Source organism: Macrococcus lamae (genome assembly GCF_004359545.1).
In the GTDB taxonomy this organism is placed as follows: Bacteria; Bacillota; Bacilli; order Staphylococcales; family Staphylococcaceae; genus Macrococcus; species Macrococcus lamae.
On record NZ_SCWB01000003.1, the window covers coordinates 56,974 to 71,503 of the forward strand.

The 14,530-nt window shown below is 40.7% G+C and carries 15 protein-coding genes; 3 read left to right on the forward strand and 12 right to left on the reverse strand.

The genetic code is table 11. The features are described from left to right. Positions 1–5: 5 nt before the first annotated feature. The 4 genes from lipA to ERX29_RS02800 all read right to left on the reverse strand — a co-directional run bounded on the left by lipA (position 6) and on the right by ERX29_RS02800 (position 4,000). Positions 6–917, reverse strand: coding sequence for a lipoyl synthase (gene lipA, locus ERX29_RS02785; RefSeq protein WP_133443164.1), 912 nt, complete (start codon positions 915–917; stop codon positions 6–8). A gap of 72 nt (positions 918–989) precedes the next feature. Continuing rightward, complete coding sequence (locus ERX29_RS02790; protein ID WP_133443165.1) at positions 990–2,306, reverse strand: bifunctional metallophosphatase/5'-nucleotidase; 1,317 nt, start codon at positions 2,304–2,306, stop codon at positions 990–992. Positions 2,307–2,318: 12 nt separating this feature from the next. Continuing rightward, positions 2,319–3,140: a sulfite exporter TauE/SafE family protein gene (locus ERX29_RS02795; RefSeq protein WP_133443166.1), complete on the reverse strand. Its 822-nt coding sequence runs from the start codon at positions 3,138–3,140 to the stop codon at positions 2,319–2,321. 11 nt (positions 3,141–3,151) lie between these two features. Next, the gene (locus ERX29_RS02800) at positions 3,152–4,000 is read right to left on the reverse strand and encodes a DUF72 domain-containing protein (RefSeq protein ID WP_133443246.1); all 849 of its coding nucleotides are present in this window, start codon (positions 3,998–4,000) and stop codon (positions 3,152–3,154) included. 59 nt (positions 4,001–4,059) lie between these two features. On the opposite strand from ERX29_RS02800, the gene ERX29_RS02805 reads away from it, so the two are divergent. Continuing rightward, positions 4,060–4,773 (forward strand): ABC transporter ATP-binding protein, encoded by a 714-nt coding sequence (locus ERX29_RS02805; RefSeq protein ID WP_133443167.1) that lies wholly within the window; start codon positions 4,060–4,062, stop codon positions 4,771–4,773. Next, positions 4,770–5,531: an ABC transporter permease gene (locus ERX29_RS02810; RefSeq protein ID WP_133443168.1), complete on the forward strand. Its 762-nt coding sequence runs from the start codon at positions 4,770–4,772 to the stop codon at positions 5,529–5,531. The genes ERX29_RS02805 and ERX29_RS02810 overlap by 4 nt, the downstream gene beginning before the upstream one ends. 33 nt (positions 5,532–5,564) lie before the next feature. On the opposite strand, the gene sufB is transcribed toward ERX29_RS02810, so the two are convergent. From sufB to sufC, 5 genes are read right to left on the reverse strand one after another with little or no spacing between them, the layout of a single operon-like run. After that, positions 5,565–6,962 (reverse strand): Fe-S cluster assembly protein SufB, encoded by a 1,398-nt coding sequence (gene sufB / locus ERX29_RS02815; protein ID WP_133443169.1) that lies wholly within the window; start codon positions 6,960–6,962, stop codon positions 5,565–5,567. A gap of 12 nt (positions 6,963–6,974) precedes the next feature. Then, positions 6,975–7,409: a Fe-S cluster assembly sulfur transfer protein SufU gene (gene sufU, locus ERX29_RS02820; RefSeq protein WP_133443170.1), complete on the reverse strand. Its 435-nt coding sequence runs from the start codon at positions 7,407–7,409 to the stop codon at positions 6,975–6,977. Then, the gene (locus ERX29_RS02825) at positions 7,399–8,634 is read right to left on the reverse strand and encodes a cysteine desulfurase (protein WP_133443171.1); all 1,236 of its coding nucleotides are present in this window, start codon (positions 8,632–8,634) and stop codon (positions 7,399–7,401) included. The genes sufU and ERX29_RS02825 overlap by 11 nt, the downstream gene beginning before the upstream one ends. Before the next feature lie 24 nt (positions 8,635–8,658). Beyond that, a complete protein-coding gene (gene sufD, locus ERX29_RS02830; RefSeq protein ID WP_133443172.1) occupies positions 8,659–9,969 on the reverse strand; it encodes a Fe-S cluster assembly protein SufD in 1,311 nt (436 codons plus the stop codon). Positions 9,970–9,999: 30 nt separating this feature from the next. Continuing rightward, entirely contained in the window at positions 10,000–10,779 is a 780-nt protein-coding gene (gene sufC / locus ERX29_RS02835) for a Fe-S cluster assembly ATPase SufC (RefSeq protein ID WP_133443173.1), read from the reverse strand. Positions 10,780–10,998: 219 nt separating this feature from the next. Here sufC and ERX29_RS02840 point away from each other — a divergent pair, with 219 nt between their 5' ends. Next, a complete protein-coding gene (locus tag ERX29_RS02840) occupies positions 10,999–11,880 on the forward strand; it encodes a c-type cytochrome (RefSeq protein ID WP_133443174.1) in 882 nt (293 codons plus the stop codon). Positions 11,881–11,909: 29 nt separating this feature from the next. On the opposite strand, the gene ERX29_RS02845 is transcribed toward ERX29_RS02840, so the two are convergent. From ERX29_RS02845 to ERX29_RS02855, 3 genes are read right to left on the reverse strand one after another with little or no spacing between them, the layout of a single operon-like run. Next, positions 11,910–12,743 (reverse strand): MetQ/NlpA family ABC transporter substrate-binding protein, encoded by an 834-nt coding sequence (locus ERX29_RS02845; protein WP_133443175.1) that lies wholly within the window; start codon positions 12,741–12,743, stop codon positions 11,910–11,912. A 24-nt stretch (positions 12,744–12,767) separates the two neighbouring features. Then, on the reverse strand, positions 12,768–13,463 hold the full coding sequence (locus ERX29_RS02850; protein WP_133443176.1) for a methionine ABC transporter permease: 696 nt from the start codon (positions 13,461–13,463) through the stop codon (positions 12,768–12,770). Continuing rightward, positions 13,456–14,481 (reverse strand): methionine ABC transporter ATP-binding protein, encoded by a 1,026-nt coding sequence (locus ERX29_RS02855; protein ID WP_133443177.1) that lies wholly within the window; start codon positions 14,479–14,481, stop codon positions 13,456–13,458. The genes ERX29_RS02850 and ERX29_RS02855 overlap by 8 nt, the downstream gene beginning before the upstream one ends. Positions 14,482–14,530 lie beyond the last annotated feature (49 nt).

The following is a 14,530-nucleotide window of genomic DNA, read 5'->3' on the forward strand; positions in this document are numbered from 1 at the left end:
TTCACCTACTCCGCAATCTCTCCCATGGCTTGACGCGCTTTAGCAGCTTCATTCACCTGTTCATCAGCATGATATGAACTACGAACCATCGGACCTGCCTGGCAATGTTTGAAACCTTTTTCCATCGCTATTTTACGAAGCTTACCGAATTCAAGCGGTGTATAGTACTTCTGTACTTTCAAATGTTTACGTGACGGCTGTAAATATTGGCCGATTGTCATAATGTCTACATCGTTCGCACGTAAATCATCCATCACTTCAAGAATTTCTTCCCATGTTTCACCAAGACCTAGCATCAGACTTGATTTAGTAGGGATATCCGGATAAAGTTCTTTAGAACGTCTCAGCACTTCAAGTGATCGGTCATATGTCGCACGCGCGCGGACTCTCGGTGTCAATCGTCTGACTGTTTCAATGTTATGGTTTAAAATATCGGGCTTTGCATCCAGCAATGTGACCCAGTTATCAAATGATCCGCCCATATCTGACGGCAGGACTTCAATTGTTGTAAATGGATTGCGTTCTCTTACTTTACGGATGGTTTCGGCATAGACGTGAGAACCACCGTCTTTTAGGTCATCACGAGCGACGGCTGTAATAACAACGTGCTTTAAGTTCATCAGTTCTACGGACTCTGCTACGCGTTCCGGCTCTTCAAGGTCAAGTTCGTTAGGGAGACCTGTTTTGACAGCGCAGAAGCGGCAGGCACGAGTACAGACTGCTCCTAAAATCATGAACGTTGCAGTACGTCGTTCTCCCCAGCATTCATGAATATTCGGACATCTTGCTTCCTCACAGACCGTATGAAGATTTTTCTCCCGCATCATCTTCTTAAGACCTGTATAGTTCTTATTCGTATTAAGCTTTATTTTTAACCATTCTGGTTTTCTAAGTATCTCTTCATTCTTTGTAGCCAAAACAACATCCCTCCAATGAATTACCCTATCATTATAACGAACATTCAGCAAAATTCAAATGCTCGTTTACTGTTAACGATGTTTCAGTGCCAAAATCATAATATCACGCAGAAATTCCGGCATAATATATTCCTTGTCATTCTGGACAAACTGTGGAAAAAATCTACCAAATGTATACATATCAAGCGTTGCAAGCGTATACTCCTGATGCGCATCAATCACTTGGCCGTCCACATAGAACTGGCGTTCAGACTGTATTATGCCGACATTATCAAAGACATACATGCCGAATATATCACCGCGAAATCCGAACCCTTTAACTATTTCATCGCGCTGTTCATGTTTCATACTCATCGCAATCACTTCCATCAATTCTCGTCCAGACAGCTTAATCTTTACAAGATTGATCGGATGAGGCAGCATTTTATGTAGGTCATACTTTGTAAAACCTGTGCCAGTGAACCCTTCGACAATGATTCCTGAATTGATCAGTGCACAATCTGCATTTAAGAACAATCTAATTTCTCTGGCGAGTAGTGCTGTCGTGAACGATGCACTATAAAGTCTTCTTGGCAAAGTCAGTTCTTTCTCTACGACAACTTCATTTAGTATCTCGCGTCCTCGGTCATAATAGTCTTCTTCGGCATCAGTCAATTCATCTGTATTAATTAATCGTGCTTTTTTACTGACAAGCTGCCTGCCTTCAAATATTAAAGTCAGCTCACCGATATATTCTCCGTATCTGCCGGCTGCACCAAGTAACACGCCGTTTACAATATGCCCTTTTTCAAAATGGTGATGTGTATGCGCACCGAGAATGATGTCAATACCGCTGATTTCTTCAGCGAGTCGCTGGTCTGCAAATTTACCAAGATGACTTAGAATAACAATGACATCACATTGCCTCTTAATTTGCTGCACTTCTTCACGTATCGCATCTATTGGTTCAGTAACATTCCAGCCGAGCGCCTTATAAAATGGAGTGAACTCTGCTGTTGCGCCGATAAATCCAAATGTAATGCCATGGATATCTTCAATAACATGTGACTTCACATTCCTCGGTAGCCTTCCATCTAAATCGTAAACATTACAGCATGTCACCTGAAAATTCGCATCATCGTACAGGTGATTAAAATCTTCATGAGTCAATGTAATTCCTTCATTGTTACCAATTGTGGCAACACCCGCTCCTGCCTGATTTAATAGTTCTATATTGCCGCGGCCGAGCGTACCTTCTGTAAAGGGATGACTGCGATCTACATGATCCCCTATGTCTACATAATATGTATGTGGAAACTGAGCACGTTTGTCGTCCAGGAATCGGATAATCTTGTTATACGTCGTTAAATGACTATGGACATCATTTGTATGGTAAAGCTTCAGCTCCATTAATCTTCACCTCTATAACTGACTCTTGATAATTAAATACAGACCTAAAAGAAGCATAATGCTTCGTAACAATAACATAACAGTATCTGATTTCATTCTTTTATTAATCTGAACGCCAATTTTAGCTCCTATATAGCTCGCAATAATTAATATAACAGCATAATGCCAAATGACGTTCCCTTGTGCTATATGACTGACAGCACCTGATAAACTGGAAAAGAAAATCATCAGCATGCTCGTTCCGACAGCGATATGAGGCGGAAATCTAAAGATTATAATCATCAATGGCGTCATCAATGCACCACCACCGATACCGAATAATCCAGTCAAGCATCCTACAAAGAACGTCGCAATAATTGCAGGTATCGGTGCTATACTATAATGATGTTTTTCACCTGTCGTATCGATAAAAATACGTTCATGTTTTTGATTCTGGAAAAATTTGATAGGCTTAATCTTATTACGGATCATCAGTACAATGCTGATGAAAATCAAGAAAATGCCGAAATATAAGTTAAAGCTGTCGAGCGTTAAATACTGGCTCAAGTATGCACCGACTAATGCACCTGGTACAATTCCACCTAGAAACAGTGCGCCTGACTTTAAATCGACCTGCTGTGCTTTTACATAGCCGATTGTCGCAGATAAGCCGGTTGAAATTAAAATGACTGTGGAAGTTCCTATCGCTTTTTGAGGAGTAATACCTTCAAGAATACCCGCTTCCATTCTGAGATAAATCAATGTCGGCACAATAATAATTCCGCCGCCAATCCCTACAATAGCGCCAATAACTGCTGACACAACACCCAGTATGATTAATATGACAATTGACATGACGACACATCCTAAAATAATTTGAGCTGCTGATAATTGAGTCCTTGATATTCTATACCTAGAATTTCAATCATCCGTTTTGCGTTCGCTGCAGCATGCCCTCCGGAATTGTTGTTGAAGATGACATAGACGTCTTTAGTCTTCTGATCCAGTATTTTAATTTTACGGGCAAGATCCTGCAGTTCTTCCTCATTATAATTATAAAGATAACGGACATCCCGCCATTCTTGGTCAGACAGATCTTTCTTCGTCCATCCGGCAACATTCCTTCCATGAAACCGCATCAATGCAGTTCGATGGCTCACTCTGTTGACGAATGGAATTGACCCATGGCCACTTTGAGGTTCGTCACATACAGAATGTATGAATCCATTATCATGCAGGAAACTGAGTGTATTCTCCAGCATTCCCGTTTCAAACCAGCTGTCGTTTCTGAACTCAATCGCTAGAGGCATCTCTATTAAATATTCTTTTAAATATAAGATATAATTAATATTAGTCGTATTGCAGTCGAACCACGGCGGAAACTGAATCAGTACCATCGCGAGTTTGTTCTCTTCTACCATGGGTCTAATCATCAAATTGAACTGCTCAATCAGCTGCAGCCTTGTGTCCGCATAATCTTCAATAGAAGCATGTCCGGTAAGCGCCTGATGAATCTTTACGACGAATTTGAAGCTGTCCGGTGTCTCAGCAATCCACTTTCTAATATTCCGCTCCGGCTGGACAGAATAGTAAGTTGAATCCAGTTCAACTGTCGGAAAATGACTGCCATATGCGATCAGTTTATCTTTTTTATTGGTTAAATCGGCATAAAGGGTATCATGGTCACCCCAGCCTGTAAGTCCTATATTAATCATGTTATCACCTGTGTTCATCATACCATAAACACTCATTATATATATAAAGGAGCACTATCATGCCAGCTATAGAAGTGAAAAATGTCAGCTTCACAAAAAATAATAACGAAATACTTCAGCGATTCAGCTGCACCTTTGAAAAAGGACGGATTACTGCACTGATCGGTCCTTCAGGTGCGGGAAAAACGTCATTATTGAAACTGTTGAATGGTCTGCACAGCCCGAGTTCAGGTGAGATCACAATTGACGGGCAATCCATTCAATCTATTAATTTAGTGGAACTTAGAAAGAAAGTAGGTATGGCTCTGCAAAGTGCACCGATGATCAAAGGGACCGTCTATGATAACTTGAATCTGCCAAAAGCGTTATTCAATGACTCATTGGAAGAACATGCTGCTTATGAGCTGCTGGCTCAAGTTAAACTGAACATAAAGCTCGATCAGCCTGCTAAAGAATTATCCGGCGGACAGAAACAGCGTCTATCTATTGCAAGAACACTCGTCAATAGGCCTCAAGTATTACTGCTCGATGAAATTACGTCCAGCCTTGATCCTGCTAGTGTTAAAGAAGTTGAAAAGCTTATTCTCTCCATCCACGAGATGTATCAGACGACTATTATCTGGATTACTCATGACGTCGGTCAGGCTATTAAAGTAACAGACGATTTTGTCATGATGGAAGAAGGTACGTTTATTACAGGAGGATCATCTAAAAATATGATGAAATCCAATCACCCACGTCTTACTCAGTTTTTGGCAGGTGAAATCGAATGACTTTGTTTCAGCTCAGCTTAACTATTATATTTGTAATTATTCCACTTGTTCTCAGCAGTTACTTAAAACTTGGACTTGAAAAAGACATGATCATCGCGACTGTAAGAAGTATAATCCAGCTATTTGTCATCGGTTATTTACTAACCTTTGTCTTTGATGGTGAGCATCCTATCTATATCCTGCTCATGATTATTCTTATGATCGGTGCTGCGACGCAGAATATTATTAAAAAAGGACGAGGCATCAAAGGAATCACGTGGAAAATCATCGTGACATTGATTACAGTTGAAGTTGTGACGATGGGTATTTTAATTGGATGCCATATCATTCCTGCTGAAGCTCGTTACATTATTCCAATCAGTGGAATGATGATTGGCAATGCGATGGTATTGTCATTGTTATTCTTAAACCGTTTCTTAAGTGAAATCAATGCAGCTGATGAACAGATTGAACTGATACTATCCCTTGGCGGTAATAAGAAACAGGCGATTCATGATAGTTTAATGTCGGCTATACGTAGCTCCATGATTCCGACCATTGAAAGTCAGAAGACAATGGGACTTGTTCAGCTCCCTGGTATGATGAGCGGACAGATTATCGGTGGAGCCGACCCAATCGTTGCCGTACAGTTCCAACTGCTCATCTTGTTTCTGCTGCTCACCGCTGCAACTATTTCCAGCATCATGGTAGGCTTTCTAAGCTATCCAACTTTGTTTAATGATAAAGAACAGTATTTAGGTGAATATAGAAATGAATAAAAAATGCTCCTCGATTGAGGAGCATTTCTCATATTATCCGATAGATCCTTCCATCTCAAATTTAATGAGACGGTTCATTTCTACTGCATACTCCATCGGTAATTCTTTTGTGAATGGTTCGATGAAGCCCATAACGATCATTTCTGTCGCTTCTTCTTCTGAGATACCGCGACTCATCAAATAGAATAACTGTTCTTCAGAGACTTTAGAAACTTTCGCTTCGTGTTCTAAAGAAATGTTATCATTCATCACTTCATTATAAGGAATTGTGTCTGATGTAGATGCATTGTCCATAATCAACGTATCACACTCAATGTTTGATCGTGCGCCTTCAGCTTTACGACCAAAGTGTACGATACCCCGGTAGACCACTTTACCACCTTGTTTAGAGATTGATTTTGAAACGATAGTAGACGATGTGTTCGGTGCCATGTGCATCATCTTCGCACCGGCATCCTGAACTTGTCCTTTACCAGCAAGTGCAATAGATAATGTCATACCACGTGCACCTTCACCAAGTAAATAACACGCTGGATATTTCATCGTCAATTTAGAACCGATGTTGCCATCAATCCATTCCATCGTACCGTTCTCATAGACGAAAGTACGTTTAGTCACTAAGTTATAAACGTTATTCGCCCAGTTCTGAATCGTTGTATAACGACAGTAAGCATCTTTCTTAACAATGATCTCGACGACTGCCGAATGCAGTGAATTCGTTGTGTAGACAGGTGCTGTACAGCCTTCGACGTAGTGCACACTTGCACCTTCGTCAACGATAATCAGTGTACGTTCAAACTGACCCATGTTCTCTGAGTTGATACGGAAGTAAGCCTGCAGAGGTGTTTCAAGCTTTACGTTTTTCGGTACATAGATGAATGAACCACCTGACCATACCGCTGAGTTCAGTGCAGCAAATTTGTTGTCTGCCGGTGGAATGACTGAAGCGAAGTACTCTTTGAACAAGTCTTCGTTCTCTCTTAAGGCAGAGTCAGTATCTTTGAAGATAATACCTTGTTCTTCTAAATCTTCCTGCATATTATGATAGACCACTTCAGATTCGTACTGAGCAGAGACACCTGCAAGATATTTCTGTTCTGCTTCAGGGATACCTAATTTATCGAATGTCTGTTTGATTTCTTCAGGTACCTCATCCCATGAACGTTCTGTATGCTCAGATGGTTTAACGTAGTAAGTGATTTCGTCAAAGTTTAGCTCTGACAGATCGCCACCCCACATCGGCATAGGCATTTTGTAGAACTGTTTTAATGATTTAAGACGGAAGTCGAGCATCCACTGAGGTTCTTCTTTCATCTTTGAAATTTCTTTTACGATATCTTCTGTCAGGCCACGCTCTGAACGGAAAATCGATACGTCTTTATCGTGGAAGCCATATTTATAATCGCCAACATCTGGTGCTTTTTTAGCCATTTGATTCACTCCTTATTCTTCTTCTCGTGTTCCTTTTTCTAGTGCTTTCCAGGCAAGTGTTGCACATTTAATCCGGGCAGGAAATTTTGCAACCCCTGACAGTGATTCAATGTCACCCATATCTTCACTGATTTCATAATCTTCTCCGAGCATCATCTGGCTGAATTCTTTACTCATGTGCATCGCTTCTTCTATTGTATGACCTTTGATCGCCTGCGTCATCATTGATGCACTGGACATAGAGATGGAACATCCTTCACCTTCGAACTTAGCGTCCTGAATCGTGTCACCTTCCATGTTCAATGTCAAGCGGATACGGTCTCCACAAGTCGGATTGTTCATGTCAATTGTCATAGTGCCATCTTCAATAATCCCTTTATTTCGCGGATTTTTATAATGGTCCATGATGACAGAGCGATATAGTTGATCGAGATTATTAAAACTCATAACTGAAAAACTCCTTTGTCTTCTTAAGGCTTTCTATCATTACATCCACTTCTTCCTTAGTGTTGTAAATATAGAAACTGGCACGCGCAGTGGAAGACTGATTCAGCCATTTCATCAATGGTTGTGCACAGTGATGTCCAGCACGTATAGCGATACCGTCTGCATCAAGTGCAGTAGCAAGGTCATGTGGATGAACCCCTTCAAGGTTAAATGTGATGAGCCCTGCTCTCTCTGTTGGTCCAGGACCATATATCTCGAGTCCTTCAATTTCAGACATTTTATCATAAGCATAATGCGTCAGTTCATGTTCATATTCTAACACATTGTCCATGCCAAGTGACTCCAGATATTCAATAGCTGCATGGAGACCGATTGCTTCTGCGATCAGTGGTGTACCTGCCTCAAATTTGACAGGCAGCTCTGTCCATGTTGAATCCTGAAGACCGACAAAATCAATCATATCCCCGCCAAATTCAATCGGTTCCATCTGATTCAACAGTTTACGGCATCCGTAAAGCACACCAATTCCTGTTGGCCCTACCATTTTGTGGCCGCTGAAAGCATAGAAGTCAACATCAAGTGCCTGAACATCTACTGTCATATGCGGTACTGCCTGTGCACCGTCAGCGACCATGACCGCCCCGTGACTATGCGCTATAGCTGCAATTGCATTAATGTCGTTGATTGTCCCTAAAACATTTGATACATGAGCTACTGAAACTATCTTCGTTCTATCAGTTATAGCAGTTTCAACATCTTTCATCAATAATGTGCCGTCAGGTTGAAGTGGAATATATTTCAGTACAGCGTTACGGCGTTTTGCAAGCATCTGCCAAGGAACAAGATTCGCGTGATGTTCCATTTCAGTGATGACAATTTCATCACCTTCATTCACAACCATATCGCCATAGCTATGAGCAACGAGATTGAGAGCTGTCGTTGTACCTCGTGTGAAGATGATTTCTTCAAAATACTGCGCATTGATAAATCTACGCACCGCTTCTCGTGCTTTCTCATATCCGTCTGTTGCTCTTGTACCGAGCGTATGAACACCTCGGTGAACATTAGCATTCATGGATTCATAGTACTTGCTGATTGTATCTATGACAACCTGCGGCTTCTGGCTTGATGCAGATGAATCCAGATAAACAAGTGGTTGTCCGTTCACCTGTTCATTTAATATAGGAAAGTCAGCTCTGACTTTTTTTACATCTAAACCGGTCATATTATCAGGACCTTTCTTTTAACTCTAGTTCTTACTTGTCACTTTCTGCTCGATGACTTCCGTCAATTGACGTTTAACTGCTTCAATCGGCAGTACGTTAACGACAGGAGCAAGGAATCCATGAATGACTAAACGCTCTGCTTCCTGTTTAGAAATACCGCGGCTCATCAAGTAGAACAGCTGCATCGGATCTACACGTCCAGCTGAAGCAGCGTGACCTGCTGTCACGTCATCTTCATCAATCAATAGAATTGGATTAGCGTCTCCACGCGATTTCTCTGACAGCATAAGAACACGTGATTCCTGCTGAGCATCTGCTTTCGTAGCACCATGCTTAATATAACCTATACCATTGAAAATAGATGATGCGGAGTCTTTCATCACACCATGTTTCAAAATATGACCGACAGAGTTCTTACCATACTGAATGATCTGTGTTGTAAAGTTCAGTTTCTGTTTTCCACGTCCAACAACAACGATTTTCAAATCACTCGCGGAATTATCACCCATCAAGTACGTCGTATTATCGTTAATAGTGTCACCATCGTTCATTAAGCCAAGTGCCCAGTCAATTACCGCATCCTGTGCAGCAACACCTCGACGGATAACATGCCCAGTCAACCCCTTGCAGAGGAAATCAACTGTGCCGTAAGTAATTTTTGAGTTATCTTTAGCGATAACTTCTGAAATTAAGTTCAGCTGACCTTTAGACGACGGAATCGTTGAAATATAGTTCTCAACATAAGTCACTTCAGAGCTTTCATCAGCAACTATCAGCACATGATTGAATAAGTTTACTTCCTCATTATCATGTAGTACCACCATTTGAATAGGTGACTCTATTACAACATTTTTAGGCACGTAGACAAATAATCCACCGTTAAGAAGAGCGGCATGGAGTGCTGTTAGACGGTGTTCGTCAACTTTAACCGCTTCAGCCATGAAGTACTGCTGAACTAAATCACTATGTTCAGCCATCGCCGTATGGATATTTTTGATAATGACCCCTTGAGCCTCAAGTTTTGGATCCACTTTAATAAATGCCGGCGTGTTATTGTACTGCACATATAGATTGTCCACTGACTCAATATCTACAACTTTCTTCACTTCATCAGGAAGCGCATCTGTAGAAGAGTATGTTTCGCTGTCAATCACAGTATGTTTAATGGAATAAAAATCCCATTTATCTAATTTTGTTTTATCTGGTTTAGGCATTTCAATCGTGTTTAAGCGACTGAATGCATCTCCACGGACAGCTGTCATCCATGAAGGTTCTTTTTTTGATTGTGAAAATTCCTGAATGATTTCCAGGTTCACGTCAAACGTTTGACTCATTTCAAAATCCTCCTCGTGTATAATCAGATATTATTCAGCGTTAACAGTTTCGTCTTCAATATTTAATTCCTGCTTAATCCAGTCGTAACCTTCAGCTTCAAGACGTTGTGCTAACTCTTCTCCACCTGATTTAACAACGCGGCCCTGCATCATGACGTGAACATAGTCCGGCGTGATGTAGTTCAGTAAACGCTGATAGTGAGTAATGATTAAGCAGCCGAAGTTTTCTCCGCGCATCTGGTTAATTCCTTTAGAAACTACTTTAAGAGCATCGATATCAAGTCCTGAGTCGATTTCATCAAGAATAGCAAATTTAGGTTCCAACATCATTAATTGAAGAATTTCATTACGTTTTTTCTCACCGCCTGAGAAACCTTCGTTTAAATAACGCTGTGCCATATCAAGGTCCATCTCAAGAAATTCCATCTGTTTATCTAATTTTTTGATGAACTGCATCAAATTGATTTCCTGTCCTTCTTCGCGACGGGAGTTGATCGCTGAACGTAAGAAATCAGCATTTGTCACACCTGAAATTTCTGAAGGATACTGCATTGCAAGGAATAATCCAGCCTGTGCTCTTTCATCAACTTCCATCTCAAGAACATTTTCACCATCAAGTAATACTTCGCCTTGAGTAACGATATATTTCGGGTGACCCATAATTGCAGAAGATAAAGTAGATTTACCTGTACCATTCGGTCCCATGATTGCATGGATTTCTCCCTGCTTGATTGTCAGATTTACACCTTTCAATATTTCTTTATCTTCAATTGAAACGTGCAGATCTTTAATTTCTAAAACTGATGCCATGTGTATTCCCTCCAGATATATATATAAATTTTCATCTCTATTAGTTTATAATAATTTTAATCTACGGTCAAAGACTGTTCGAAGAACTATACTTATTATTATAACTTAATTGAGAATGATGATACATTAATTAGTTTATACCGTTCATATAATGAGGAATTCCAGGTTTACATAAAATAGTTTAAGGATATTTATAATTAACAAATAAGGGGGAGTACGATGAAGAAACAATTGGCTTTTTTATGTTTAGGCACTACAGTTTTGCTGGCAGCATGTAATAGTCCAAAAGAACAGCTGGATGATTACAATAAAGGGGACGATATTTCTGTATCAAGCGTTGACCCTAATACTAAAAAAGGAAAGCTTATACGGGAAGGCAGTGATATTATGACTTCTACAAACAGTATCCTTCCTGAACATGTCGGCAATAAACTATCATGTACAAGCTGCCACGCCGGAGCTGGTACAGGACAGGCATTAAAGCTTGTTGGCGTAGCTAATGCTTTTCCACAATATCGCGATCGTGAAGGAAGGATGACGACACTCGCTGAACGTGTCAACGGCTGTTTCGAAAGAAGTATGAACGGGAAAGCGCTGGCTGAAGACAGCAAAGAAATGAAATCGATTATCGCCTATCTTGAATTCATCAGTCCAAAAGATAAGTATAAAAGATCTGCGCAAAAATTAGTAATTAAAGATATTCCCGTACCTGACGTTAAACGAGGAGAAGCACAGTTTTCCCGCAGTAACTGCATTACGTGTCACGGTAATTCTTCAGAATATGCTCCTCAAGCTGGACCAGCATTATGGGGAGACGGATCATTCAATGATGGCGCAGGCTTGAGCCGATTCTCAAAAATGTATGACTTCATCTATAACTACATGCCTTACAACAATCCAGGCTCCCTGACTAAACAGCAGGCATCTGACCTTGCTGCTTACGTACTGTCAAATGACCGCCCGGTTTTCAAAGATACTAAAAATCGGAAGTTCTACCCAAAAGGCGGACGTCCTGATGATAAAATCAGTGAAAAGGAACGCGAACTCATCAAGAAAAACCTTTATAAATGGGAAGATTTAAAAGCTGTTGAGAAAAGCTAAAAAACTGCAGACATCATGTCTGCAGTTTTTTATTTTGCCGGTATAACCGATCCTTTGTATTTATCATTAATAAATTTTACGATGTCATCAGACTGAAGCGCTTTGACCAATGCTTTAATTTTAGCATCATCTTTATGACCTTCCTGTACTGCGATTAAGTTCGCGTATGGAGTGTCTTTATCTTCTAGAACGATTGAATCTTTGACAGGGTTAATTTTATTAGCTAAAGCAACATTGGCATTGATGATGACGGCAGCGCCTTCATTGTTCTGGTAAGTTTTAGATAAAAATTCTGCTGCCTGCTTGTTGTTAAATTTAATGTTTTTGTCATTTTTTACGATATCTTTGAATGTCGCTTTCACTGGATTTGTTCCTTTTTTTAGTTCAATCAGTCCAGCTTTCGTGAAGAATGATAAGAAACGACCTTCTTCTGCCGGGTTGTTAGAAACAAATACTTCTGCGCCGTTTGGTAAATCTTTTAAGGATTTATATTTTTTTGAATAGACCGCCATCGGTTCAATATGAACATTGCCGGCAGACTCGATTTTGTAGCCTTTAGATTTTTTCTCTGTATCAAGGTAAGGCGTGTGCTGGAAATAGTTTGCATCTAATTCACCTTCTGTTAACAAACGGTTAGGCGTTGTATAGTCATTGATGATTTTAATTTTCAGATCATAGCCTTCTTTTTTTAGAATCGGTTTTGCTTTCTCCAGAATTTCAGCGTGAGGTGCAGGTGATGCACCGACTGTAATCGTTTTATCTTCTTTTTTTGTATCACTTGACTTGCTGCTGTCTGAAGACCCGCAAGCTGTTAATAGAACGGCAAATAGTAATGTAATGACGAAAGCTGATAATTTTTTCATGTGATAACTCCCTTTATAATATAGTTAGCGTTTATCGATACGTCTTGTGATCGTATCACCGATGAACTGAATCGCAAAAACAATGATAAGAATTAAAACAGTAGATACTAAAATCACGTCGTTCTGACTGCGTGTGAAGCCAACGAGATATGCTAAATTCCCTAGACCCCCTGCTCCGATGACACCGGCGATAGCAGTAGAACCGACTAACGCGATGGCAGTCACTGTGATCCCTGACACAAGGGCCGGCATCGATTCTCGGAGCAGCACTTTAGTGATCAATGTCCAGCGCGTGGCACCCATGGCTTCCGCTGCTTCAATGACACCTTTGTCAATTTCTTTCATACCGATTTCAACGAGTCTCGCGTAGAACGGTGCAGCTCCGATAATAAGTGCAGGCAGTGCGCCTTTAACGCCGCTAATAGTATTCATGAGAATATTAGTGAACGGTATGAGCAGGATTATCAGAATAATAAACGGAATTGCACGAAACAGATTGACTAAAAAAGCTGTGATTCTATAAATGATACGCGCGCCGGGTGACTTACTTCTAGAGGTCAGAAAAAGGATGGTCCCTATAATTAAACCTAAGAAGAAAGTGAAGAATGTAGAGACAATCGTCATGAACAATGTTTCGTACACTGCTATCCAGACATCCGACCACACGACATTATTAAAGCTGAACATCTCCTGTAAAATCTGAGTGAAGCTTTTATCCATGTCGTTCCACCTCCGCTTTCACTCCATGATGTTCAAGTTCTTTGAACATTTCATCAGTGCGTTCGTCAAGCTCCGGAACATGGACGATTAAATGACCGAAAGAACCGTTCTGAGTATGATTGACATGTCCTTCAAGTACATTCATATCAAGATTGTATTTACGGATCATTTTCGAGATGATCGGTTGACCTGTCGTAGAACCGATGAACTTTAATCTTAATATTGTTCCTGTCGGATATGATTCAAATATTTCATTGATAGATGCTTCAACCTCCACGTCCTTTAAATCATCTTTAACAAAACGTCGCGTGACAGCGGACTGTGGATTTCCAAAGACACTGAGGACAGCTCCTTCTTCAACAACGCGTCCATTCTCCATAACCGCTACTTTATGACATATTTTACGGATGACCTGCATTTCGTGGGTGATCAGTATGATTGTCAGTCCGATTTTTCTGTTGATATCAACAAGCAGTTCAAGAATTTCATCGGTCGTCTGAGGGTCAAGGGCACTTGTTGCTTCATCACAAAGCAATACAGTCGGATCATTCGCCAGTGCACGGGCGATACCGACACGCTGTTTCTGTCCACCTGATAGCTGAGACGGGAATGCTTTCTCTCTACCAGTCAATCCAACCATTCGAATTAATTCGTTCACTCGCTGCTCCCGTTCTACTTTAGGGACACCCGCAATTTCAAGAGGGAATGCGATATTATCAAAGACCGTGCGTGACCAGAGCAGGTTAAAGTGCTGAAAAATCATTCCGATCTTCTGCCGTTTCTTCCGCAAGTCTTTCATACTAAGTTCCGCTATATGATCTCCGCCGACAATGACATCACCGGCAGTTGGTTTTTCTAGTCCGTTGAACATTCGAATTAAAGTACTTTTCCCGGCACCGGAAAATCCGATAACCCCATAAATCTCACCATCATTGATCTGAAGATCAATGTGATCTACAGCAGTCAATGTGCCTTTCTTTGTTGCAAATTCCTTCACAACGGAATGCAATGTTATCAATTACTTACCTCCTTTAAACGAATAAAGCGTCTTTCCCATAATTAAGAGA

Coding starts and splice junctions, on each gene's coding strand:
- sufU (WP_133443170.1), bottom strand. CDS start 7,409: ATGAGTTTTAATAATCTCGATCAACTATATCGCTCTGTCATCATGGAC.
- ERX29_RS02795 (WP_133443166.1), bottom strand. CDS start 3,140: ATGTCAATTGTCATATTAATCATACTGGGTGTTGTGTCAGCAGTTATT.
- ERX29_RS02810 (WP_133443168.1), top strand. CDS start 4,770: ATGACTTTGTTTCAGCTCAGCTTAACTATTATATTTGTAATTATTCCA.
- ERX29_RS02805 (WP_133443167.1), top strand. CDS start 4,060: ATGCCAGCTATAGAAGTGAAAAATGTCAGCTTCACAAAAAATAATAAC.
- ERX29_RS02845 (WP_133443175.1), bottom strand. CDS start 12,743: ATGAAAAAATTATCAGCTTTCGTCATTACATTACTATTTGCCGTTCTA.
- ERX29_RS02790 (WP_133443165.1), bottom strand. CDS start 2,306: ATGGAGCTGAAGCTTTACCATACAAATGATGTCCATAGTCATTTAACG.
- ERX29_RS02850 (WP_133443176.1), bottom strand. CDS start 13,463: ATGGATAAAAGCTTCACTCAGATTTTACAGGAGATGTTCAGCTTTAAT.
- sufB (WP_133443169.1), bottom strand. CDS start 6,962: ATGGCTAAAAAAGCACCAGATGTTGGCGATTATAAATATGGCTTCCAC.
- ERX29_RS02840 (WP_133443174.1), top strand. CDS start 10,999: ATGAAGAAACAATTGGCTTTTTTATGTTTAGGCACTACAGTTTTGCTG.
- ERX29_RS02800 (WP_133443246.1), bottom strand. CDS start 4,000: ATGATTAATATAGGACTTACAGGCTGGGGTGACCATGATACCCTTTAT.
- sufC (WP_133443173.1), bottom strand. CDS start 10,779: ATGGCATCAGTTTTAGAAATTAAAGATCTGCACGTTTCAATTGAAGAT.
- sufD (WP_133443172.1), bottom strand. CDS start 9,969: ATGAGTCAAACGTTTGACGTGAACCTGGAAATCATTCAGGAATTTTCA.
- ERX29_RS02825 (WP_133443171.1), bottom strand. CDS start 8,634: ATGACCGGTTTAGATGTAAAAAAAGTCAGAGCTGACTTTCCTATATTA.